Raw genomic sequence first — 22,447 nt, 5'->3', positions numbered from 1 at the left:
GCCTCAGCGGCGGGCCAGGTGGGTGAGCACCGCGTCGGCGAGGCGGTCCGGGGCGCCGTCGGCGTACCCGACGAACAGGCTCGGCTCGGTCAGCTCCAGCTCGACCAGCACGGGCTCGCCGCCGGGACCGGGGATCAGGTCGACGCGGGCGTAGAGCAGCCGCTCCGGGCCGCCGGGCACCACCGCGAGCACCTTCTCGGCCACCGCGCGCTGCTCCGCCGTGGCGGCGCGGGCGTCGATCCGCTCCTCCTTGTAGAGCGCGGCCTCGCCGAGGTCCGGCCCGGTCAGCATCGGGCCCTTGCGGATCGCGTGGCTGAACGCCAGGCCGCCGGGGCCGGCCAGGAACAGCAACGCGGTCTCCCCGGCGGTGTCCACCGCGCCGAGGTACGGCTGGACCATGGCGACCCGACCGGCGTCGGAGAGCCGCCGTACGTGGGCCACCGCCAGCTCGCGGTGCTGCGCGTCGGTCAGGTCGTAACGGCCGGTGTCCTGGCTGCCCGCGCTGACCGCCGGCTTGATCACGTACTCGCCCCCGGCCGGTGGCGCCCACACCCGGCCCGGCTCGACCCATTCCGTCGGGACGGTGGGCGCTCCGGCGGCGGACAGCTCGGACAGGTAGCGCTTGTCGGTGTTCCAGGCGACCACGTCGGCCGGGTTGACCAGGGCCGGCACGGTACGCGCCCAGGCCACGAACTCGTCCCGCCGCCGCGCGTAGTCCCACGGGGAGCGGAGCACGACGAGGTCGTACCCGGACCAGTCGACTGCCGGGTCGTCCCAGACCGCGATCTCGGTGGTGACGCCGCGGGCGGCGAGCGGGCCGAGCGCGAGCCGGTCGTCCGGGTCGAGGTCGGGCAGCTCGGCGCAGGTGACGAAAGCGACCCGGGGTCTCCCCCGGGTCGACTGGTGGTGGTTGGTCATTCGGTGTATGTCAACGGGCCATCGTGCGCCGGGCCATCGACCGCCACAGGTCGTTGCTCGGACGCATCTGGTCCATCAGTTCACGCTCCCAGGCGTTCTCCACGTCGACCCCGGCCTTGGCGCAGGCCTGCCGCGCGACGTCGGTGCCGTCGGCGAACTGGTCTGCCCATGCCCCGTCGGAACCCACGAGGACGATCCGTGCGCCGCGCTTGCCGACGTACTCGATGACCGCCTTCGCGCCGCCGTGCCCGGCGGCGAACGACTTGATGCCCGCGACCAGGCCGTTGGGGGCCTGCTCGGCGGTCTTGTCAGCCGTCAGCGTCGTATCGGAACCATCTGCCATGACGCGAAGCCTAAGCAGAGTTCCACCCGGATGTGCGAGAACCATGAACTGAATGTGATGCCAATTACCCATCGGTTTAAGAAGAACCACAGGTAATTTGCCCGTACATGTCGCTTTTAGGCGGGCAAAACAGGCAGGCGGGATCGTCACAATCTGTCCAGGTTGCACCCGTCCGAGGATGCCCGAAAAAAATTTCTGATGAACCGCCGGACGGGCGGGTCAGAGGAGCGCGTCGAGCGCGACGGCGGCGAACAGGATGGTCAGGTACGTGGTCGACCAGTGGAACAGCCGCATCGGCTTGACCGCCTCGCCGCGCGTCGCGCGCCGGCACAGCTTGTGCGCCTCGACCAGGAAGATCCCGCCGACCACGAGCGCCGTCACCCCGTAGATCGGGCTCATCCCCAGCGGCCAGACCGCCAGCGAGGAGAGCACCGTGAGCCAGGAGAAGCCGATGATCTCGGCGTTGACCCGCCGCACCGAGGCCACCACCGGCAGCATCGGCACCCCGGCGCGGGCGTAGTCGGCCTTGTACTTGATGGCCAGCGCGTAGAAGTGCGGCATCTGCCAGAAGAAGACCACGGCGAACAGGCCCCACGCGGCCGGCGCCAGCGAGCCGGTGACAGCGGCCCAGCCGATCAGCACCGGCGCGGCGCCGCAGATGCCGCCCCAGAACGTGTTGGCCGCCGTCGTGCGCTTCAGCCACAGCGTGTAGACCAGGTCGTAGTAGGCGATCGCGGCCACCGTCAGCACCGTCGCCAGCCAGTTCGTCGCCACCGCCATCAACGCCACCGACACGGCGGCCAGCACCAGGCCGAAGATCAGCGCGCTGCGCGGCGACACGGTGTGCGCGGGCAGCGGGCGGCGCTTGGTGCGCCGCATGAGCTGGTCGATGTCGCGGTCGATGTAGCAGTTGATGACGCTCGCCGCGCCGGCCGCGAGCGACCCGCCGACAAGCACCACGGCGACCAGCCACAGCGACGGCATCCCGCCGTGGGCCAGCATCATCGCCGGCACGGTGGTGACCAGCAGCAGCTCGACGATCCGCGGCTTGGTCAGCGTCACGTACGCCGCCACCACGGCGCGTACGTCCCGCCGGCCGCTCGCCGGCGCCTCCGCCACCGTGCCCACCGGCGGCTGCCCGGCAGGATTGCTGACGGGGCGCTCGGTGATCGTGCTCACGGATTGCCACCTTCCGGCATCGGCGGGGGAGGTCGTTCGGCCCGGACCCTTCGAGGTCCACACACCGCCCCACACACTACGCGGCGTCGTTTTCGCTGCCCCGTGGACCCGGCATCGGTGCGAGCCGTCACACCTGGGGTTGAACGACCGAACGTCCGCGATCCGTACAGAACAGCATGCTGAGATCCCCGGGCGGACGTTTAGCACCGCTCGATAGGGTCATCAGTGAGGGTTCCGCCCATCTGCCGAGGAGCACAACCATCGTGGCTGCCAACCGACCCGAGCTTCCCGCTCTCAACTGGTCCGACCTCGACCGCAGGGCCGTCGACACGGTCCGCGTGCTGGCCATGGACGCCGTGGAGAAATCCGGCAACGGCCACCCGGGGACGGCGATGAGCCTCGCCCCCGCGGCGTACCTGCTCTTCAACCGGGTCATGCGGCACAACCCCGCCGACCCGAACTGGGCCGGACGCGACCGGTTCGTGCTCTCCGCCGGCCACTCCAGCCTGACGCTCTACATCCAGCTCTTCCTGTCCGGCTACCCGCTGTCGCTGGACGACCTCAAGGCGCTGCGCCAGTGGGGCTCGCTCACCCCGGGCCACCCGGAGCACGGCCACACCCCGGGTGTGGAGACCACCACCGGCCCGCTCGGCCAGGGCCTCGGCAACGCGGTCGGCATGGCCATGGCGGCCCGCCGCGAGCGCGGCCTGTTCGACCCGGAGCCGGACCGCGCCGACTCGCCGTTCCGGCACGACATCTGGTGCATCGCCTCCGACGGTGACATCGAGGAGGGCATCACCCACGAGGCCAGCGCGCTCGCCGGCCACCAGCAGCTCGGCAACCTCTGCGTTATCTACGACGACAACGAGATCTCGATCGAGGACGACACCCGCATCGCCAAGAGCGAGGACGTGGCGGCGCGCTACGAGGCGTACGGCTGGCACGTGCAGACCGTCGACTGGCGCAGCGGCGACGCCGACCAGGGCGACTACCACGAGGACGTGGAGGCGCTTTACCAGGCGCTGCTGGCCGCCAAGGCGGAGACCGACCGGCCGTCCTTCATCGCGCTGCGCACCATCATCGGCTGGCCCGCGCCGAACAAGCAGAACACCGGCAAGATCCACGGCTCGGCGCTCGGCGCGGACGAGGTCAAGGCCACCAAGGAGATCCTCGGCTTCGACCCGCAGCGCACCTTCGAGGTCGACGAGGAGGTGCTCAAGCACGCCCGTCAGGTGCTGGAGCGCGGCGCGCAGGCGCAGGCCGAGTGGACCACCCGGTTCGACGCCTGGGCGCAGGCAAACCCGGAGCGCAAGGCGCTGTGGGAGCGGATGGCCACCCGTACGCTGCCGACCGGCTGGACCGACGCGCTGCCCACCTTCCCGGCGGACGCCAAGGGCGTCGCCACCCGGGCCGCCTCCGGCAAGGTCCTGGAGGCCCTGGCGCCGGTGCTGCCGGAGCTGTGGGGCGGCTCGGCCGACCTGGCCGAGAGCAACAACACCACCATGAAGGGCGAGCCGTCGTTCGTCCCGGCGGCGCACGCCACCAAGGACTTCCCCGGCGACGAGTACGGCCGCACGCTGCACTTCGGCATCCGTGAGCACGCCATGGGATCGATCCTCAACGGCATCGCTCTGCACGGCGGCACCCGCCCCTACGGCGGCACGTTCCTGGTGTTCAGCGACTACATGCGCCCGGCGGTACGGCTGGCCGCGCTGATGAAGCTGCCGGTGACCTACGTCTGGACGCACGACTCGATCGGCCTCGGCGAGGACGGCCCGACGCACCAGCCGATCGAGCACCTGACCGCGCTGCGGGCCATTCCCGGCCTGGACGTGGTCCGCCCGGCCGACGCCAACGAGACGGTCTGGGCCTGGCGGCAGGCGCTGGAGCACACCGACCGGCCGACCGCGCTGGCGCTCAGCCGGCAGGCGCTGCCGACGCTCGACCGCACCGAGCTGGCCGGCGCCGAGGGCGTGGCCAAGGGCGGGTACGTGCTGGCCGAGGCGTCGAACGGCAAGCCGCAGGTGATCATCGTCGGCACCGGCTCCGAGGTGCAGCTCTGCCTCACCGCGCGGGAGCGGCTGGAGGCCGACGGCACCCCCACCCGGGTCGTCTCCATGCCCTGCCAGGAGTGGTTCTTCGCCCAGGACGAGGCGTACCGGGAGTCGGTGCTGCCGCGCGGGGTAAAGGCGCGGGTGAGCGTGGAGGCGGGCATCGCGATGTCGTGGCGGGCGATCGTCGGCGACAGCGGCGAGAGCGTGAGCATCGAGCACTACGGCGCCAGCGCGCCGCACACCGTGCTCTTCGAGCAGTTCGGGTTCACCCCCGACCGGATCGTGGCCGCCGCGCACGCGGCGCTGACCCGGGTGGGCGACATCACCGGTTTCACGACCGGCAACTGAGGGGAGCGTGGGCGTCATGACCGACAGGCTGAAGGAGCTCCAGGGCGCCGGGGTGGCGATCTGGCTCGACGATCTCTCCCGGGTACGGCTGACCTCCGGCGGGCTGGACAAGCTGCGCCGGGAGTCCCACGTGGCCGGGGTGACCACCAACCCGACGATCTTCGCCAAGGCGCTGAGCGACGCCGACGAGTACGACTGGCAGCTTCGCGACCTCGCCGTACGCGGCGTGGACGTCGAGGAGGCGGTCCGCATGCTCACCACGTACGACGTGCGGTGGGCGTGCGACGTGATGCGCCCGTCGTACGAGGCCAGCGGCGGCGTGGACGGGCGGGTGTCGATCGAGGTGGACCCGCGCTCGGCGCACGACGCGGCGAAGACCGTCGCCGAGGCCAAGGCGCTGTGGTGGCTTGTCGACCGGCCGAACCTGTTCATCAAGATCCCGGCCACCGAGGAGGGCCTGCCGGCGATCACCGCGACGCTCGCCGAGGGGATCAGCGTCAACGTCACGCTGATCTTCGGCCTGGACCGCTACTCGCAGGTGATGGAGGCCTTCATGGCCGGCCTGGAGCAGGCGAAGGCCAACGGGCACGACCTGTCGAAGATCGGCTCGGTCGCCTCGTTCTTCGTCTCCCGGGTCGACACCGAGGTGGACAAGCGGCTGGAGAAGATCGGCTCGGACCAGGCCAAGGCGCTGCGCGGCAAGGCCGCGGTCGCCAACGCCCGGCTGGCGTACGAGCGCTACAGCGAGGTGTTCTCCTCGGCGCGCTGGCAGAAGCTGGCCGACGCGGGCGCCCACCCGCAGCGCCCGCTGTGGGCCTCCACCTCGACGAAGAACCCGGACTACCGGGACGTCATCTACGTCGAGGAGCTGATCGCGCCCGGCACCGTCAACACCATGCCGGAGCCGGTCGTCCACGCGTACGCCGAGCACGGCGAGACGAAGGCGGACACCGTCACCGTCGCGTACGACGACGCCCGCCGGGTCTTCGACGACCTGCTGGCGGTGGGCGTGGACCTGTCCGACGTCATCGCCACGCTGGAGCGCGAGGGCGTGGAGAAGTTCGAGGCGAGCTGGGTAGAGCTGCTGGAGGGGGTCAAGAAGTCCCTCGCCGAGGCGGCAAAGGGCTCGGGCAGCCCGCACCGGGCCGCCGGGAAGAACGCGCAGGCGGCCCAGCAGGCCGGCGGCAACGCGTGACCGACGGCGTACGACGCGTCCCGGGGCCGGGCCCCGGGACGCGTCGCGCCGTACCGTGGAACGGGTGAGGTGGTGCCGGTGAGCGAGCCCGAGGTGACGCCGTGACCCCGGCCGCCGGACGGCCGGTCACCGCCGGCCGCGGACCGCGCCGGCCGGCACACACCGACCCGCACGGCCGGCGCCTCCAGATCACCGGTGCGGTCACCGATGATCTGGGCGGGCCCGGCCGTCCGTACACCTTCGCGCAGCTCCAGGCGGCCCGGGCCGCCGGCGACCGGCGGGCCCTGGCCGGCCGGGAGCGCCAGGTGCTGCACCTGACCGAGCGGGCGGCGGGTGCCGCCCGCTCCTTCACACGGCCGGACGGACACGCACGTGACGATCAATGACCTGGAATCAGCGGACCGAGACGCAGGAGGAGGTGGCCCGGTGAACCCGCTGCGCGATCCGCAGGACCGGCGGCTGCCCCGGATCCCCGAGCCGTGTGCCCTGGTGATCTTCGGGGTGACCGGCGACCTGGCCCGCAAGAAACTGCTGCCGGCGGTCTACGACCTGGCCAACCGGGGGCTCCTGCCGCCCGGCTTCGTGGTCCTGGGCTTCGCCCGCCGGGACTGGGGCGACGGCGACTTCGAGTCGGTGGCGCACGAGGCGGCCAAGAAGCACGCCCGTACCCCGTGGCGGGAGGAGGTGTGGGCCCGGCTGGCCGGCAACATCAAGTTCGTCGGCGGCTCGTTCGACGACGACGCGGCGTTCGACCAGCTCGCCGCCACGCTCGACGAGCTGCGCGACTCGCACGGCATCCCCGGTAACGCCGCCTTCTACTTCTCCATCCCCCCGGCGGCCTTCCCGGTGGTGCTCAAGCAGCTAGCCCGCACCGGCATGGCGGACAACGCCAAGTCCGGCGGCTGGCGACGGGTGGTGGTGGAGAAGCCGTTCGGCAACGACCTGCCCTCGGCCAAGGCGCTCAACGACCTCGTCGACGACGTCTTCACCAGCCAGGACGTGTTCCGGATCGACCACTACCTGGGCAAGGAGACGGTCCAGAACATCCTGGCGCTTCGCTTCGCGAACAACCTGTTCGAGCCGCTGTGGAACTCCAAGTACGTCGACTCGGTGCAGATCACCATGGCCGAGGACGTCGGCATCGGCACCCGCGCGGCCTTCTACGACTCCGTCGGCACCGCCCGAGACGTGCTCCAGAACCACCTGCTCCAGCTGCTCGCCCTGGTCGCCATGGAGGAGCCGACGAGCTTCGACGCCGACGAGATCCGGGCCGAGAAGCTCAAGGTGCTGAAGGCGATCACCGTGCCGCGGGACGTCGCCGAGGACACCGTGCGCGGCCAGTACCTGCCCGGCTGGGTGGGTGGCGAGCGCGCCAAAGGCTACCTGGAGGAGGAGGGCGTCCCGGAGGGTTCCACCACCGAGACGTACGTGGCGGTGAAGCTGGGCATCCAGAACCGCCGCTGGGCCGGGGTGCCGTTCTACATCCGGGCCGGCAAGCGGCTGCCCCGGCGGGTCACCGAGGTGGCCATCATGTTCAAGAAGGCGCCGCACCTGCCGTTCAACGCCGCCGACATGGAGTCCCTCGGCCCCAACCAGCTGGTCATCCGGGTGCAGCCGGACGAGGGCGTGGTGCTGAAGTTCGGCTCCAAGGTGCCGGGCACCACGATGGAGGTCCGCGACATCGCGATGGACTTCCAGTACGGCGAGGCGTTCACCGAGTCCAGCCCCGAGGCGTACGAGCGGCTGGTGCTGGACGTGCTGATCGGCGACCGGACGCTGTTCCCGGACGCCGCCGAGGTGGAGCAGAGCTGGCAGGTCGTCGACCCGCTGGAGCACGCCTGGGCGGGCACCACACCCGAGCCGTACCGGGCCGGCGAGTGGGGGCCGCGCGCCGCCGACGAGATGCTGGCCCGCGAGGGCCGGGCTTGGAGAAGAGCATGATCGGGCTGTGGGACACCACCGGCAACGAGGTGGTCAAGGCGCTGGCCGCGGAACGGCGCAGCGCGGGCGGGGTGGCCAGCGGCATGGCGCTCACGCTGATCGTGGTGGTGGACGAGAAGCGGGTACGCGAGGCCGAGGCGGCGGCCACCATCGCCGCGGCGGCGCATCCGTGCCGCCTGCTCGTGGTGGTGCGCTCCGACGTGGAGCGGGACCGCAACCGGCTGGACGCGGAGATCGTCGTGGGTGGCCGGCTCGGGCCGTGCGAGGCGGTGGTGACCCGGATGTACGGGCGGCTCGCGCTGCACGCCGAGTCGGTGGTGATGCCACTGCTGGTGCCGGACGTACCGGTGGTGACGTGGTGGCACGGCGAACCGCCGGCGGAGATCTCCACCGACTTCCTCGGCGTGGTCGCGGACCGGCGGATCACCGACGCGGCGCAGGCAGCCGACCCGATCGCCGCGCTGCGGCAGCGGGCGCACGACTACGCTCCCGGCGACACCGACCTGGCGTGGACCCGGATCACCCCGTGGCGCACGCTCGTGGCGGGCGCGTTCGACACCACCCAGGCCCGGGTCACCGAGGCGAGCGTGGTGGCGCCCCCGTCGGACCCGACGGCGGCGCTGATGCGCGGCTGGCTCAACGCCCGGCTCGGCATCGACCCGGTCATGACCGCCACCGAGGAGTTCCCGCGGATGCGCCAGGTGCAGTTGCGCTGCGCCAACGGCGACGAGCTGACGCTGACCCGGGACGACAGCATCGCGGTGTTCCGGCGTACCGGCCAGGAGGACCGCACGCTGCCGCTGGTCCGCCGGCCGCTCGGCGACGAACTGGCCGAGGAGCTGCGCCGTCTGGACGCCGACCAGGTGTACGCGGAGGCGCTCGGCGCCGCGGCCGGGATCACCGGGCTCGACCAGCGTCCGGCCCAGCGGGTGCACGTGTGGAAGGATCCGGCGACCGCCCGGCGGGCCGAGGCCGGCGTGACCGCGCACGCGGGCGCGACAGCTAACGAGTGACCGCCCGGACCGGGCGGTCGAAGGCACAGGAGACCGCCGGTGGGCGGTCGGAACACGAGGGCACGACGGATGACTGAGGCGAGTGTCGCCGTACACGCCGGCCCCGACCTGCTCGCGCAGGCGGTGGCGGCCCGGTTGGTGGTGAAGCTGCTCGACGCGCAGGCCGAGCGTGGCCAGGCGTCGGTGGTGCTGACCGGCGGGCGGATCGCCGCGGCGGTGTACCGGGCGGTCGGGCAGCTGCCCGCCCGGGACGCGGTCGACTGGTCCCGGGTCGACGTGTGGTGGGGCGACGAGCGGTTCCTGCCGGCCGGCGACCCGGAGCGCAACGAGACGCAGGCGCGGGCGGCGCTGCTGGACTCGGTACCGCTGGACCCGGCCCGGGTGCACCCGATGCCGGCGTCGGACGGCCCGGCCGGCGACGACCCGGAGGCGGCAGCGGCCGGGTACGCGCGGGAACTCGCGACGGCGGCCCGGCCCGGGAACGCGCTCGTGCCGCACTTCGACGTGCTGATGCTCGGCGTCGGCGAGGACGGGCACGTGGCGTCGGTGTTCCCCGAGCACCCGGTGCACCACGACAACCGGCCGGTCAGCGCGGTGCGGGGCAGCCCGAAGCCGCCGCCGGTGCGGACCACGCTGACCCTGCCGACGATCAACACGGCCGAGGAGGTGTGGCTGATCGCCGCCGGGGCGGACAAGGCCCGCGCGGTCGGCATGGCGCTGGCCGGGGCGGGGCCGGTGCAGCTGCCGGCCGCCGGGGTGCGGGGCGTCTCCCGTACCCTCTGGCTGCTCGACCGGGCCGCGGCGGCCAACGTGCCGCCCCGCCTGCGCAGTCTCCGCTGAGGTGTAAGGAAGGGCCCCTTCTTAACGTCTCCGGTAGAGAAGGGGCCCCTTCTTAACACCTCGGGTCAGGCCCGGCCGCGGCGACGCCGCAGCGCGTCGAGCGCCTCGGCGAGCAGTGCCTCACCCTCCTCCGGCGTCCGCCGCTCCTGCACGTACGCCAGATGGGTCTTGTACGGCTCGGCGCGCTGGCGGCCCGGCGGGTCGCCCGGGTCGGGGCCGGCGGGCTCGCCGCAGCGCGGGCACTCCCAGGTGGCGGGCGTCTCCGCCTCGGCGGCGATCAGGAACTCGACCCGGTGCCCGTGGCGGCACCAGTAGACGACCGGGCGGCGCGGCGCGGGCTCGACCCGCTGGTCGAACCGCTCGGGGGCGGACCCGATGCGGGTGCCGCGGATAACGTTGTTGCTGGGCACTGTTGCTCGCTCCCTGTCGTCGGAGGGGACCGCCGCCGGAGGGGGTGGGCGACGGGCGACGCGCGGAGAAACAAAACTGCGCGCGGTCCGTGACGGACCGCGCGCAGATTGTACGCTTCTCAGCGCCGACTCAGGTGCCGCTGGCCATCTGCAGCCGCAGCCAGAGGCCGAGCCCGACGATGCACGCGAACCAGACGATTCCCACCAGAACGGTGTAGCGGTCGAGGTTCTTCTCGGCCACCGACGACCCGGCCAGGCTGGAGCTGACCCCGCCGCCGAACATGCTCGACAACCCGCCGCCCTTACCACGGTGCAGGAGGATGAGCAGGGTGAGCAGGACGCTCGTGATGACCAGCAGCGTGATCATCGTGTAGGCGAACCAGATCGGCATGGCGGGGGTCAGTCCTCTCGTTGCGATCACTGCCCGGACCTGTCGGGCACTGCGGCACCGGCCGGTGGACGGGCAGCGTCAAGGATAGCGAGCGATCAGCGGGCCGTGTGCTCCGGGAACCGGCAGATCTGCGCGAACTCCTCGGCGTCGAGGCTCGCGCCCCCGACCAGGGCCCCGTCCACGTCCGGCTGAGCCATGATCGCGGCGACGTTCGACGCCTTGACCGACCCGCCGTACAGGACCCGGACCTGCTCGGCGGTGCCCGCGTCGTAGGTCTCGGCGATGCGCTTGCGCACCGCGCCGCAGACCTCCTGGGCGTCCTCCGGCGTCGCCGTCTTGCCGGTGCCGATCGCCCAGACCGGCTCGTACGCCACGACGACCTTGGTGACCTGCTCGGCGGTGAGCCCCTTGAGCGCGCCGTCGAGCTGGTCGCAGCAGTGCCGCACCTGACCCGACTGCTCCCGGACCTCCAGGCCCTCGCCGATGCAGAGGATCGGGGTGAGCCCGTTGGCCAGCGCCGCCGACACCTTCGCGTTGACGAGCGCGTCGTCCTCGTGGTGGTACTGCCGCCGCTCGGAGTGGCCGACCACCACGTAGCCGCAGCCCAGCTTGGCGAGCATCGGCCCGGCGATGTCACCGGTGTACGCGCCCGACGGGTGCGGCGACAGGTCCTGCGCGCCGTAGCCGATCAGCAGTTTGTCGCCGTCCACAGCGGTCTGCACGGTACGCAGATCGGTGAAGGGCGGCAGCACCACGCACTCGACGTCGGTGAGCTGCTTCTCGTTCAGGCTCGCGGCCAGCTTCTGCACCAGCAGGTTGGCCTCGAGGTGGTTCAGGTTCATCTTCCAGTTGCCGGCCATCAGCGGCCGGCGGGTCGTGCTCGCCATTCAGTTCTCCAGGGCCGCGATGCCGGGGAGGGTCTTGCCCTCCAGGTATTCCAGGGAGGCGCCACCACCGGTGGAGATGTGCCCGAACGAGGACTCGTCCAGGCCCAGCGCGCGCACCGCCGCGGCCGAGTCGCCGCCGCCGACCACGCTGAACGCGTCGGCCTTGGTGATCGCCTCGGCCACACCCCGGGTGCCGTTGGCGAACGCCGCCATCTCGAACACGCCCATCGGGCCGTTCCAGAAGACGGTCTTCGCCTGCGACAGCGCGGCGGCGAACCCGGCCACCGTCTCCGGGCCGATGTCCAGGCCCAGCCGGTGGCTGGGGATGCCGTCGGCCGGCACGGTGTCGTGCGCGGCGTCCGGCGCGAACGCGTCGGCGGCCACCACGTCGACCGGGAGCATGATCTTGCCCGGCGCGCGCTCCATCAGGTTGCCGCAGGTCTCGACCATGTCCTTCTCCAGCAGCGACGTGCCCACCTCGTGGCCCTGGGCCTTGAGGAAGGTGAAGCACATCCCGCCGCCGATGAGCAGCCGGTCCACAGTCGGCAGCAGCGCCTCGATCACGGCCAGCTTGTCGGAGACCTTCGAGCCGCCCAGCACCACCACGTACGGCCGCTCCGGGGAGCCGGTGAGGCGGCTGAGCACCTCGACCTCGCGCAGCACCAGCCGCCCGGCGAAGTGCGGCAGCCGGGCCGGCACGTCGTGCACGCTGGCGTGCTTGCGGTGCACCGCGCCGAACGCGTCGTCCACGTAGGCGTCGCCGAGCGCGGCGAGCTGGTCGGCGAACGCGCCCCGCTCGGTGTCGTCCTTGCTGGTCTCGCCCTTGTTGAAGCGCAGGTTCTCCAGCAGCGCGACCTGGCCGTCGGCCAGCCCCTCCACGGTGGACCGCGCCGAGTCACCCACGGTGTCCTCGGCGAAGTGCACCGGGGCACCGAGCAGCTCACCGAGCCGCCCGGCGACCGGGCGGAGGCTGAACTGCGGGTCCGGCGCGCCCTTCGGGCGGCCCAGGTGCGAGCAGACGACCACCTTCGCGCCGGCCCGCACCAGCGCGCTCAGCGTTGGCAGGACGGCCCGGATCCGCCCGTCGTCAGTGATCTCCCCGGTCTGCTTGTCGAGCGGGACGTTCAGGTCGGCGCGCACCAGCACGCGCCGACCCGACACCCCCTCGGCGAGCAGGTCGTCGAGGTTGCGGATGGTCGCACTCACAGGGACTGACCCACCAGCTTGACCAGGTCCACCAGGCGGTTCGAGTAGCCCCACTCGTTGTCGTACCAGCCGACGACCTTGACCTGGTTGCCGATCACCTTGGTCAGCGGCGCGTCGAAGATGCACGACGCCGGGTCGGTCACGATGTCGGCGGAGACGATCGGGTCCTCGTTGTAGCTGAGGATGCCCCGCAGCGGGCCCTCGGCGGCGGCCTTGAGCGCGGCGTTGACCTCGTCCACAGTGGTCTCCCGGCCGACCGTGACGGTCAGATCGGTGGCCGAGCCGGTCGGGATCGGCACGCGCAGCGCGTAGCCGTCCAGCTTGCCCTTCAGCTCCGGCAGGACCAGGCCGATGGCCTTCGCGGCGCCGGTCGAGGTCGGCACGATGTTCAGCGCGGCGGCCCGGGCCCGGCGCAGGTCCTTGTGCGGCGCGTCCTGCAGGTTCTGGTCCTGCGTGTACGCGTGGATGGTGGTCATCAGACCCTGCTGGATGCCGAACGTGTCCTGCAGGACCTTCGCCATCGGGGCGAGGCAGTTGGTGGTGCAGGAGGCGTTCGAGATGATGTTGTGCTTGGCCGGGTCGTACTGGTCCTGGTTGACGCCCATGACCACGGTGACGTCCTCGTTCTTCGCCGGAGCGGAGATGATGACCTTCTTGGCCCCGCCGTCGAGGTGCGCCTTCGCCTTGGTGGCGTCGGTGAAGAAGCCGGTGGACTCGATGACCACGTCGGCGCCGACCTCGCCCCACGGCAGCTTGGCCGGGTCCTTCTCGGCGTACGCCTTGATGGTCTTGCCGCCCACGGTGATCTCGTCGGCGGTGGCCTTCACCTCGTGCGGGAGGCGGCCCAGGATGCTGTCGTACTTGACAAGGTGGGCGAGCGTCGCGTTGTCGGTCAGGTCGTTGACCGCCACGACCTCGATGTCAGCGCCGGACGCCAGCACTGCCCGGAAGAAGTTGCGGCCGATCCGGCCGAAGCCGTTGATGCCAACCCGGATGGTCACAGGTCCCATCTCCTCGCGTTCTGGTCCGCCGGCGCCAGACCGCTGCCGGCGGAGGTGTGTGCGCCGACCGTTGGAGCCGGCCGTCGACATGTCATCTCGGCCACCCCGCCGCGGTCACGGAGACCTGACCGCCCGAGGCGGTGAGCACGGCGAGGGATGCCTGTGCGCGGCCCCCTTGCCGTACGCAGCGACCATATCCGAGCGTGCGACGTCGCGCTGCGGCGGGTGGTGATCCCGCTCGCGGTGCGCCGCCGCCCGAGTCCTATCAGACCACGAGCATGTCCGGCGTGACTGCCGCTTCGGTATCCGGGATGCCCAGGTCACGGGCCCGCTTGTCGGCCAGCGCGAGCAGCCTGCGGATCCGGCCGGCGATGGCGTCCTTCGTCAGCGGCGGCTCGGCGAGCGCGCCCAGTTCCTCCAGCGACGCCTGGCGGTGCTCCAGCCGCAGCCGGCCGGCCGAGGTCAGGTGGTTCGGCGCGTCGTCCGCGAGGATCTCCAGCGCGCGGGTCACCCGGGCGGCGGCGGCCACCGCGGCACGCGCGGAACGGCGCAGGTTGGCGTCGTCGAAGTTGGCCAGCCGGTTCGCGGTGGCGCGCACCTCCCGGCGTACCCTCCGCTCCTCCCAGGCCAGCACGCTGGAGTGCGCCCCTATGCGGGTGAGCAGCGCGGCGATCGCGTCGCCGTCCTTGACCACCACCCGGTCCACGCCGCGCACCTCGCGGTTCTTCGCGGTGATGCCGATGCGGCGGGCCGCGCCGACGAGCGCCAGCGCCGACTCCGGACCGGGACAGGTGATCTCCAGCGCGCTGGAGCGGCCCGGCTCGGTGAGCGAGCCGTGCGCCATGAACGCCCCCCGCCAGGCCGAGACGGCACAGCAGACGTTCGCGGCCACCACGTGCGGCGGCAGGCCGCGCACCGGACGGCCGCGCACGTCGAGCAGACCGGTCTGCCGGGCGAGCGCCTCGCCGTCCTTGACCACCCGCACGATGAAGTGGCTGCCCTTGCGCAGCCCGCCGGAGGCGAGCACGTGGATCTCACTCGGGTAGCCGTAGACCTCGGCGATCTCCCGCCGCAGCCGGCGGGCCACCGCGCCGGTGTCCAGCTCCGCCTCGACCACGACGCGACCCGACACGATGTGCAGGCCACCCGCGAAACGCAGCAGGGCGGCCATCTCCGCCCGCCGACAGCAGGGCTTGGGCACGTCGACCCGACTCAGCTCGTCCTTGACCGCAGCCGTCATCGCCATAGTGCGCCCCCTCACGGACCGGTTCCGGCGTGTCGCCGGTGATTACGTACGTGTCTAACGATCGGCGCGCAGGACAGGCACCAGCGCGGCGCCCAACGCGGCTGGATCATGACGGGGCGTGCCGTCGAGGACGGCGACGGGAGCGAGGACCAGCCGGGCACCAAGCGATTCTGCCGCACGTTCGACCGCCGCGGGATCACCCACCGCCGTGGAGTCGGCGAGCACCCGGTCCACCTTCAGCTCGGGCAGATAGCGCCGAAGCGTGTCCAGATGGTCGGGAAGGGAGAGCCCCGAGGTCTCGTTCTCGGCCACCAGGTTGAGCGTCACCAGCCGCCGCGCCGGGCTGGACACGATCGCGTCGGCCAGCCCCGGCACCAGCAGGTGCGGCAGCACGCTCGTGTACCAGCTCCCCGGGCCGAAGATCAGCCAGTCCGCGGCGCGTACCGCGGTCACCGCCTCGGCACACGCGGCCGGCGCGGACGGGCTGAGCCGCAGCGACTCGACGGTGCCCGGGGTGACCGCGACCTGGTGCTGGCCGCGCACCGTGGACACCTCGTCCGGGTGCTCCGGGTCGGCGCCGCGGACCCGGGCCTCGATGCCCACCGGCTGGCGGGACATCGGCAGCACCCGCCCCACCGCGCCGAGCATCGCCCCGGCGTGGTCGAGCGCGGCCACCGGGTCTCCGAGCAGCTCGGTGAGCCCGTGCAGCAGCAGGTTGCCGACCGCGTGGCCGGCCAGCGAGTCGCCGACCGTTACCGGCACCGGTGCGGCGAGCGTCGGCGCCGGCGGCACGGCGGCGGCGAAGCGGTGCTGGAACAACGCGGCGCTGCGCCGGGTGGCCGGGTGGTCGCCGGCCAGCGCGACCAGCGCCTGCCGCAGGTCGCCCGGCGGCAGGCCGCCGCGCTCGGCGCGCAACCGGCCGCTGGAGCCGCCGTCGTCGCCGACGGTGACCACCGCGGTGATGTCCAGGTCAAGCTCGGGTACGCAGTGCCGCAGCGCCCGCAGCGACGCCGAGAGCCCGTGCCCGCCGCCGAAGGCGACCACCCTGGTCGGGATCACTCCCGCCCCAGGTCCCGGTGCTGGGCGTTGGCGGCGATGCCGGAGTGGCGCAGGCGGGAGGCCAGCTCCTCGGCGATGGCCACGCTGCGGTGCTTGCCGCCGGTGCAGCCGACAGCCACGGTCAGGTAGCGCTTGCCCTCCCGCTCGAACCCGGCGGTGGTGGCGTTGACCAGGTCGGCGTACCCGGCCACGAACGCGTCGGCGCCCTCCTGGCCCAGCACGTACGCGCTGACCGCCTCCTCCCGGCCGGTGTGCTCGCGCAGTTCCGGCACCCAGTACGGATTCGGCAGGAACCGGGCGTCCATCACGAAGTCGGCGTCCGGCGGCAGGCCGTACTTGAAGCCGAACGAGATCACCGTGATCCGCAGCCGGCGGGCGTCCTCACCGCCGAACAGCTCCTCCACCCGGCGGCGCAGCTGGTTCACGTTCAGGTGGCTGGTGTCGATGATCACGTCGGCCTGCTCGCGGGCCTCCTCCAGCAGCGTCCGCTCGACAGCGATGCCGTCGGCGAGCCGCCCGTCGCCCTGCAACGGGTGCGAGCGGCGCACGCTCTCGAACCGGCGGATCAGCACCTCGTCGTCGGCGTCGACGAAGACCACCCGGGGCTGGAAGCCGCGCTCCCGCAGCTCCCGGATCGCCCCGGCGAGGTCGGTGGAGAACGCGCGCGAGCGCACGTCCAGCACCATCGCCGTACGCCGGGCCGCGCCGCCGGCCTTGAACGCCAGCTCGGCCATGTCGAGAAGCAGTGCCTGCGGCAGGTTGTCGACCACGTAGTAGCCGACGTTCTCCAGTGCCCGGGCCACGGTGCTGCGCCCGCCGCCGGACAGGCCGGTCACCACCACCAGTGAGGTGTCCGACTCGGCCGGCGCCGTCTCCCCCTCGGTCCGTCCCAGGTCACCCGCTGTACGCGCCTCGCTCACCCGCTACCCCCAGCCGTGGCGCCGCGGCCGGTCGGCCGCGCATGGTCAATCAGCGACTCTAACGGCTGCGACCCGGCCCGGGATTCCACGGGGTGACGACCGGAACATGTCGGCGGCCCCAGCACGGCTCGCCGGGACGGGCGGTGTCGGGGGACGCTCGTAGACTGCGCGGATGGTCTCCCCCACCGACGAGCGGACCACCTCCGCACCGGCCGGCGACGCGCTCGACGTGTTGCGGCGGGTCTTCGGGTACGACGCCTTCCGCGGCTTCCAGCAGGAGGTCGTCGACCACGTGGTGGCCGGCGGCGACGCGCTGGTGCTCATGCCCACCGGTGGCGGCAAGTCGCTGTGCTACCAGATCCCCGCGCTGGTCCGCGACGGCGTGGCGGTGGTCGTCTCGCCGCTGATCGCGCTCATGCAGGACCAGGTCGACGCGCTGACAGCGGTCGGCGTCCGGGCCGGGTTCCTCAACTCGACCCAGGATCCCGCGCAGCGGCGCCGGGTCGAGGCGGCCTACCTCGCCGGTGAGCTGGACCTGCTCTACCTCGCCCCGGAAGGGCTCGCCGTGCGGTCCACGCTCGGCCTGCTGGAACGCGGCCGGATCGCGCTGTTCGCGATCGACGAGGCGCACTGCGTCTCGCAGTGGGGGCACGACTTCCGCCCCGACTACCTCAACCTGTCGATGCTGCACGAGCGCTGGCCGGACGTACCGCGCATCGCGCTGACCGCCACCGCGACCCGGGCGACGCGCACCGAGATCGCCACCCGGCTGCGGCTCACCGAGGCGCGGCACTTCGTGGCCAGCTTCGACCGGCCCAACATCCAGTACCGCATCGTGCCCAAGCGGGAACCGCGCCGCCAGCTGCTGAGCCTCCTGCGCGACGAGCACCCGGGCGACGCCGGCATCGTCTACTGCCTGTCCCGGGCCTCGGTGGACAAGACCGCCGAGTTCCTGGTCGCCAACGGCATCCCCGCGCTGCCCTACCACGCCGGGCTGGACGCCGCGACCCGCGCCGCCAACCAGCAGCGGTTCCTGCGCGAGGACGGCCTGGTCATGGTCGCCACCATCGCGTTCGGCATGGGCATCGACAAGCCCGACGTACGCTTCGTCGCCCACCTGGACCTGCCGAAGTCGGTCGAGGGCTACTACCAGGAGACCGGCCGCGCCGGGCGCGACGGGCTGCCGTCCACGGCCTGGCTGGCGTACGGGCTCCAGGACGTGGTGCAGCAGCGCAAGATGATCGAGACGTCCGAGGGCGACCTCGCGCACCGGCGCAACCTGGCCGCCCACCTGGACGCGATGCTGGCGCTCTGCGAGACGGTCCGCTGCCGCCGCGCCCAGCTGCTCGAATACTTCGGCGAGGCCGGGGTGGCCGACTGCGGCAACTGCGACACCTGCCTCGAACCGCCGGAGTCCTGGGACGGCACCGTCGCCGCGCAGAAGCTGCTGTCCACCGTCTACCGGCTCGACCGCGAGCGCAACCAGCGCTTCGGCGCCGGGCACAGCATCGACATCCTGCTCGGCAAGCACACCGACAAGATCGACCAGTACGGCCACGACGCGCTGAGCACCTTCGGCATCGGCACCGAGCTGCGCGAGGCCGAGTGGCGTGGCGTGGTGCGGCAACTGCTCGCCGAAGGGCTGCTCGCCGTCGAGGGCGACTACGGCACGTTGGCGCTGACCGAGGCCAGCGCGGACGTGCTCGGCCGCCGCCGTACCGTCACGCTGCGCAAGGAGCCCGAGCGTCAGGCGGCCGGCCGGTCCGCCAAGCCCCGGGGCGCGGCCACCGTTGTCGCCGACCTCTCCCCCGCCGCCGCGCCCGTCTTCGAGCGGCTCCGCGCCTGGCGCGCGGCCACCGCCAAGGAGCAGGGCGTCCCGGCGTACGTCATCTTCCACGACGCGACCCTGCGGCAGATCGCCGCCGAGCCGCCGGCCTCGCTTGCCGAGCTGTCCAGGGTCAACGGCGTCGGGGAGAACAAGCTCGCCAAGTATGGCGAGTCGATCCTGGCCGTGCTCGCCGAGTCCTGACACGCACGCGCGGAAGGGCCCGGCCCCCTGTGGTGGGGGTCGGGCCCTTCCGATGTGCGTGCTGCGTGTTCTTGCTCTGCGGCCATGGGTGCGGCGGATTGGTCAGCTGGTGCTGTAGCCGCGGGTGGCGATCCAGTCGGCGAGGTTGTCGATGCTCATGCGGTAGGTGGCGGTGTTCGGGTCGGCGCTGTCGGCGATGGTGACGGTCTTACCGTCGTCGCGGTAGCCGATGACGCTGATGTAGTGGCCGCCCTCGAAGGAGTGGGTGGTGCCGTCGGTGTCGGTGGCGGTGCCGGCGATGTTGGCGACCACGGCCCGGCCGGCGTCGACGGTCTTGACCACGTCGGCGCGCAGGGTGTCGGTCTGCTTGTCGTCGGCCTTGGGGGTGCTGATCTCGACGGACTTGTAGGCGTCCTTGGCGCCGGTCTCCTTGTTCAGCACCGGGGTGATGTCGTTGATGGAGTCGGTGCCGGACTCGGTGGTGCCCATCTCCTTGGCCATGGCGTGCACGTCGATGTTCTTGCCCTGCACGCTCAGCGCGTTACGCGCGGCGGCGGGGCCGCAGAAGTAGAAGTTGGGCTGGGCTTCGTAGCGCACGTCCAGCTCCCGCTCGCCGTGCTTGCGGTCGGTGGTGACGACCTGGGCGGCGCGCTCGGCCGGGGTGGCCTGGGCGGCGATGGCGGGGCCGGCGATGCCACCGGCGGTGGCGGCGATACCGGCAGCGGTCAGAGCGGTCTTGCGCAGCAGAGTGGTAGCCATGATGGTTGCCTCCCTGAAGTGGGGGATGACGCGGCGGGGGGTGCCGCGAAAGGGGGGAAAGTCTTCGGGGTGCCCGTCGAAGGGCTGGCACGCGGGCGGCCATGGGGGCCTGCTGTCCGCGGCTCGGGGATGTAACGACCGGCGGGCCGGGGCCATTCCCTGACCTGGCGATCCGCTCGACGCCCCGGTGGGCGTGTGCGCGGCGCTCGACCCGGTGCCTCGGCGGCCAGTCATGTACAACGCCCCGCGCCCGCCACCGATTCCACCCTCACGATGGCACCGACCACAGCCCGTCAGGGCCACCGCAGCCGAACCGGACACCACTTCCCAGACCACCCGCCCGGACGCGGACGGACCCGCGAAACACCGGCCTCGGAACAGCGGCCACCATGATCCACCCCGCCCGCCCGCGGGGCGCTCCGACCGCGATCCTGCACGTCGTGCCCGGCCAGCCCGCGATCTTGCACTTTGGTGCCCGGCAAACCTCGCGAATCCGGCATCCCCGGGGCACTAACTGCAAGATCGCGTGGGGCGTGGGGCGTGGGGCGGGTGCGGGTGCGGAGCGGGGGGCGGCGGTACTCGCGTCCGAGGAGTGAGCTTCCGTCTCACCACCCATCGGGGCACGGGCACCCACGGGTTCCTGACGGGGCTGACGGTGACGTGCCGGTAAGCCGGGCGGCGGACGAACCCAGGAAGAGGTCAGGAGCGGGGGGCGGCGTCCGCTGTCGAGCCGTCCAGCGCGGCCAGGATCGCCTCGGCCGTACGCCTGCCCACCCCGGGCACCTCGCTGATCTCCTCCACCGTGGCGGCGGACAGCCGCTTCAGTGAGCCGAAGTGCCGCAGCAGCGCCTTGCGGCGTACCTCGCCGAGGCCGGGGACGTTGTCCAGCGCGGATTCGGTCATCCGCTTGGAGCGCCGCTGCCTGTGGAACGTGATGGCGAAGCGGTGCGCCTCGTCGCGTACGCGTTGCAGCAGGTAGAGCGCCTCGGAGGTGCGCGGCAGGATCACCGGGAACTCGTCGTCGGGCAGCCACACCTCCTCCAGCCGCTTGGCCAGCCCGCACAACGCCACGTCGTCGATGCCCAGCTCGGCGAGCGCCTTCGCGGCGGCGGCGACCTGGGGCGGGCCGCCGTCGACCACGACGAGCTGCGGCGGGTACGCGAACTTGCGCGGCCGCCCGGTGGTCGGGTCGATGCCGGGGCGGTCGGGGTCGGAGGCGGTCTCCTCGCCGAGCTCACCGGTCTCGGCGCGGGCGTCGAGGTAGCGGGCGAAGCGCCGCCGCAGCACCTCGGACATGGCCGACAGGTCGTCGGTCGCGCCGCGCACGATGAACCGCCGGTATTCGCTCTTGCGGGGCAGCCCGTCCTCGAACACGACCATGCTGGCGACCACGTCGGTGCCCTGGATCTGGGAGACGTCGAAGCACTCGATGCGCAGCGGCGAGGTGTCCATGCCGAGCGAGTCGGCGATCTCGTCGAGCGCCTGGCTACGGGTGGTCAGGTCGCCGGCCCGCTTGAGCTTGTGCCGGGCCAGCGCGTCCTTGGCGTTGCGCTCGACGGTCTCCAGCAACGACCGCTTGTCGCCGCGCTGCGGGACGCGCAGCGACACCCGGCTGCCCCGCCGGGCGGTGAGCCAGTCGGCGAGCGCGTCGGCGTCGCCGGGCAGCTCGGGGACGAGCAGCTCGCGGGGCACGTCGGCCTCGCCCTGCTCGCCGCCGTACACCTGGGTGCAGAAGTGGTGCACGAGGTCGCCGGTGGTCAGTTCCTCGGTCTTCTCCACCACCCAGCCGCGCTGGCCCCGCACCCGGCCGCCGCGGACGTGGAAGACCTGCACGGCGGCTTCGAGCGGGTCGTCGGCGAAGGCGACCACGTCGGCGTCGGTGCCGTCGCCGAGCACCACAGTCTGCTTCTCCATCGCCCGCCGCAGCGCCGCGACGTCGTCGCGCAGCCGGGCGGCCCGCTCGAACTCCAGTTGCTCGCTGGCGTCGAGCATCTCCTTCTCCAGCCGGCGGACCATGGTGTCGGTGCGGCCGGCCATGAAGTCGCAGAAGCCGTCGACGATCTCCCGGTGCTGATGCGCGGTGACGCTGCCGACGCACGGCGCCGAGCACTTGCCGATGTAGCCGAGCAGGCAGGGCCGGCCGACCTGGCCGGCCCGCTTGAACACCCCGGACGAGCAGGTCCGCGCCGGGAAGACCCGCAGCAGCAGGTCGAGCGTCTCGCGGATCGCCCATGCGTGCGAGTAGGGCCCGAAGTAGCGCACGCCCTTGCGCTTGACCCCGCGCATCACCTGCAACCGCGGGTATTCCTCGTCGAGCGTGACAGCGAGATAGGGGTACGACTTGTCGTCGCGGTAGCGGACGTTGAACCGGGGGTCGTACTGCTTGATCCAGGTGTATTCCTGCTGGAGCGCCTCGACCTCGGTGGCGACGGTGATCCAGTCGACCGACTCGGCGGTGAAGACCATCTGCCGGGTGCGCTGGTGCAGGCCGACCGGGTCGGCGAAGTAGGAGTTGAGCCGGCTGCGCAGGTTGCGCGCCTTGCCGACGTAGATCACCCGGCCGGTGCCGTCGCGGAAGCGGTAGACCCCTGGCGACTCCGGGATGGTGCCGGGCGCGGGACGGTAGGTCGAGGGGTCAGCCACGGCGCCAAGCCTAGTCCGCACCCCTGACACCCGGCCGCCGCCGCGCCCCCGCCGGCCACCGGGCG

General features: G+C 72.2%; 19 protein-coding genes and 1 pseudogene. 7 read left to right on the top strand and 13 right to left on the bottom strand.

Going from position 1 to position 22,447, the window contains the following annotated elements; all coding sequences use genetic code 11:
• Positions 1–3 precede the first annotated feature (3 nt).
• The 3 genes from AB0D28_RS01585 to AB0D28_RS01575 all read right to left on the bottom strand — a co-directional run bounded on the left by AB0D28_RS01585 (position 4) and on the right by AB0D28_RS01575 (position 2,440).
• A complete protein-coding gene (locus AB0D28_RS01585) occupies positions 4–918 on the bottom strand; it encodes a hypothetical protein (RefSeq protein WP_357381039.1) in 915 nt (304 codons plus the stop codon).
• Between the two features lie 10 nt (positions 919–928).
• Complete coding sequence (locus tag AB0D28_RS01580) at positions 929–1,261, bottom strand: hypothetical protein (RefSeq protein ID WP_349876021.1); 333 nt, start codon at positions 1,259–1,261, stop codon at positions 929–931.
• 219 nt (positions 1,262–1,480) lie between these two features.
• Positions 1,481–2,440: a heme o synthase gene (locus AB0D28_RS01575; protein ID WP_357381036.1), complete on the bottom strand. Its 960-nt coding sequence runs from the start codon at positions 2,438–2,440 to the stop codon at positions 1,481–1,483.
• A 263-nt stretch (positions 2,441–2,703) separates the two neighbouring features.
• Here AB0D28_RS01575 and tkt point away from each other — a divergent pair, with 263 nt between their 5' ends.
• The 6 genes and pseudogenes from tkt to pgl all read left to right on the top strand — a co-directional run bounded on the left by tkt (position 2,704) and on the right by pgl (position 9,831).
• Positions 2,704–4,842 carry a transketolase gene (gene tkt, locus AB0D28_RS01570; RefSeq protein ID WP_357381034.1) on the top strand — a complete coding sequence of 713 codons (2,139 nt, stop codon included), beginning with the start codon at positions 2,704–2,706 and terminating at the stop codon, positions 4,840–4,842.
• Positions 4,843–4,858: 16 nt separating this feature from the next.
• Entirely contained in the window at positions 4,859–6,037 is a 1,179-nt protein-coding gene (gene tal, locus AB0D28_RS01565) for a transaldolase (protein WP_357381032.1), read from the top strand.
• Between the two features lie 182 nt (positions 6,038–6,219).
• Positions 6,220–6,423 (top strand): annotated as a pseudogene (locus tag AB0D28_RS01560) (hypothetical protein); the annotation flags it as partial.
• Positions 6,424–6,463: 40 nt separating this feature from the next.
• On the top strand, positions 6,464–7,978 hold the full coding sequence (gene zwf / locus AB0D28_RS01555; RefSeq protein WP_357381030.1) for a glucose-6-phosphate dehydrogenase: 1,515 nt from the start codon (positions 6,464–6,466) through the stop codon (positions 7,976–7,978).
• A complete protein-coding gene (locus AB0D28_RS01550) occupies positions 7,975–8,991 on the top strand; it encodes a glucose-6-phosphate dehydrogenase assembly protein OpcA (protein WP_357381028.1) in 1,017 nt (338 codons plus the stop codon). Before zwf ends, AB0D28_RS01550 begins: the two co-directional genes overlap by 4 nt.
• Positions 8,992–9,060: 69 nt before the next feature.
• Positions 9,061–9,831, top strand: a complete 771-nt coding sequence (gene pgl, locus AB0D28_RS01545) for a 6-phosphogluconolactonase (protein ID WP_357381026.1) — start codon at positions 9,061–9,063, stop codon at positions 9,829–9,831.
• Between the two features lie 65 nt (positions 9,832–9,896).
• Here pgl and AB0D28_RS01540 read toward each other — a convergent pair whose 3' ends face one another.
• The 8 genes from AB0D28_RS01540 to rapZ all read right to left on the bottom strand — a co-directional run bounded on the left by AB0D28_RS01540 (position 9,897) and on the right by rapZ (position 16,951).
• Positions 9,897–10,241 carry an RNA polymerase-binding protein RbpA gene (locus AB0D28_RS01540; RefSeq protein ID WP_018788218.1) on the bottom strand — a complete coding sequence of 115 codons (345 nt, stop codon included), beginning with the start codon at positions 10,239–10,241 and terminating at the stop codon, positions 9,897–9,899.
• Between the two features lie 130 nt (positions 10,242–10,371).
• Positions 10,372–10,632 carry a preprotein translocase subunit SecG gene (gene secG, locus AB0D28_RS01535; protein ID WP_091420428.1) on the bottom strand — a complete coding sequence of 87 codons (261 nt, stop codon included), beginning with the start codon at positions 10,630–10,632 and terminating at the stop codon, positions 10,372–10,374.
• 95 nt (positions 10,633–10,727) lie between these two features.
• Complete coding sequence (tpiA, locus tag AB0D28_RS01530; protein WP_357381024.1) at positions 10,728–11,519, bottom strand: triose-phosphate isomerase; 792 nt, start codon at positions 11,517–11,519, stop codon at positions 10,728–10,730.
• Positions 11,520–12,725 (bottom strand): phosphoglycerate kinase, encoded by a 1,206-nt coding sequence (locus AB0D28_RS01525; RefSeq protein ID WP_357381022.1) that lies wholly within the window; start codon positions 12,723–12,725, stop codon positions 11,520–11,522.
• Positions 12,722–13,726 (bottom strand): type I glyceraldehyde-3-phosphate dehydrogenase, encoded by a 1,005-nt coding sequence (gene gap / locus AB0D28_RS01520; protein ID WP_357381020.1) that lies wholly within the window; start codon positions 13,724–13,726, stop codon positions 12,722–12,724. The genes AB0D28_RS01525 and gap overlap by 4 nt, the downstream gene beginning before the upstream one ends.
• 265 nt (positions 13,727–13,991) lie before the next feature.
• Entirely contained in the window at positions 13,992–14,972 is a 981-nt protein-coding gene (gene whiA / locus AB0D28_RS01515) for a DNA-binding protein WhiA (protein ID WP_018788213.1), read from the bottom strand.
• A 54-nt stretch (positions 14,973–15,026) separates the two neighbouring features.
• Entirely contained in the window at positions 15,027–16,031 is a 1,005-nt protein-coding gene (gene yvcK / locus AB0D28_RS01510) for a uridine diphosphate-N-acetylglucosamine-binding protein YvcK (protein WP_357381018.1), read from the bottom strand.
• Positions 16,028–16,951, bottom strand: a complete 924-nt coding sequence (rapZ, locus tag AB0D28_RS01505) for an RNase adapter RapZ (RefSeq protein ID WP_262014426.1) — start codon at positions 16,949–16,951, stop codon at positions 16,028–16,030. The genes yvcK and rapZ overlap by 4 nt, the downstream gene beginning before the upstream one ends.
• A gap of 172 nt (positions 16,952–17,123) precedes the next feature.
• Between rapZ and recQ the strand changes: the two genes are divergently transcribed.
• Positions 17,124–18,980 (top strand): DNA helicase RecQ, encoded by a 1,857-nt coding sequence (gene recQ, locus AB0D28_RS01500; RefSeq protein ID WP_357381015.1) that lies wholly within the window; start codon positions 17,124–17,126, stop codon positions 18,978–18,980.
• Between the two features lie 102 nt (positions 18,981–19,082).
• On the opposite strand, the gene AB0D28_RS01495 is transcribed toward recQ, so the two are convergent.
• Entirely contained in the window at positions 19,083–19,739 is a 657-nt protein-coding gene (locus AB0D28_RS01495) for a C39 family peptidase (protein ID WP_357381013.1), read from the bottom strand.
• Positions 19,740–20,438: 699 nt separating this feature from the next.
• Positions 20,439–22,382, bottom strand: a complete 1,944-nt coding sequence (gene uvrC / locus AB0D28_RS01490; protein ID WP_357381011.1) for an excinuclease ABC subunit UvrC — start codon at positions 22,380–22,382, stop codon at positions 20,439–20,441.
• Between the last annotated feature and the right edge of the window lie 65 nt (positions 22,383–22,447).

Origin of the sequence: Micromonospora sp. NPDC048169 (genome assembly GCF_040652815.1) — a bacterium.
Taxonomy (GTDB): domain Bacteria; phylum Actinomycetota; class Actinomycetes; order Mycobacteriales; family Micromonosporaceae; genus Micromonospora.
Note: the sequence above shows the minus strand (reverse complement) of the source record. Positions and strands in the feature narration are given on the sequence as shown.

Excerpts from the sequence above, each read along its gene's own strand:
- pgl (WP_357381026.1), top strand. The coding sequence starts at position 9,061 with ATGACTGAGGCGAGTGTCGCCGTACACGCCGGCCCCGACCTGCTCGCG.
- AB0D28_RS01585 (WP_357381039.1), bottom strand. The coding sequence starts at position 918 with ATGACCAACCACCACCAGTCGACCCGGGGGAGACCCCGGGTCGCTTTC.
- AB0D28_RS01580 (WP_349876021.1), bottom strand. The coding sequence starts at position 1,261 with ATGGCAGATGGTTCCGATACGACGCTGACGGCTGACAAGACCGCCGAG.
- AB0D28_RS01495 (WP_357381013.1), bottom strand. The coding sequence starts at position 19,739 with ATGGCTACCACTCTGCTGCGCAAGACCGCTCTGACCGCTGCCGGTATC.
- recQ (WP_357381015.1), top strand. The coding sequence starts at position 17,124 with ATGGTCTCCCCCACCGACGAGCGGACCACCTCCGCACCGGCCGGCGAC.
- AB0D28_RS01550 (WP_357381028.1), top strand. The coding sequence starts at position 7,975 with ATGATCGGGCTGTGGGACACCACCGGCAACGAGGTGGTCAAGGCGCTG.
- tal (WP_357381032.1), top strand. The coding sequence starts at position 4,859 with ATGACCGACAGGCTGAAGGAGCTCCAGGGCGCCGGGGTGGCGATCTGG.
- tpiA (WP_357381024.1), bottom strand. The coding sequence starts at position 11,519 with ATGGCGAGCACGACCCGCCGGCCGCTGATGGCCGGCAACTGGAAGATG.
- whiA (WP_018788213.1), bottom strand. The coding sequence starts at position 14,972 with ATGGCGATGACGGCTGCGGTCAAGGACGAGCTGAGTCGGGTCGACGTG.
- secG (WP_091420428.1), bottom strand. The coding sequence starts at position 10,632 with ATGCCGATCTGGTTCGCCTACACGATGATCACGCTGCTGGTCATCACG.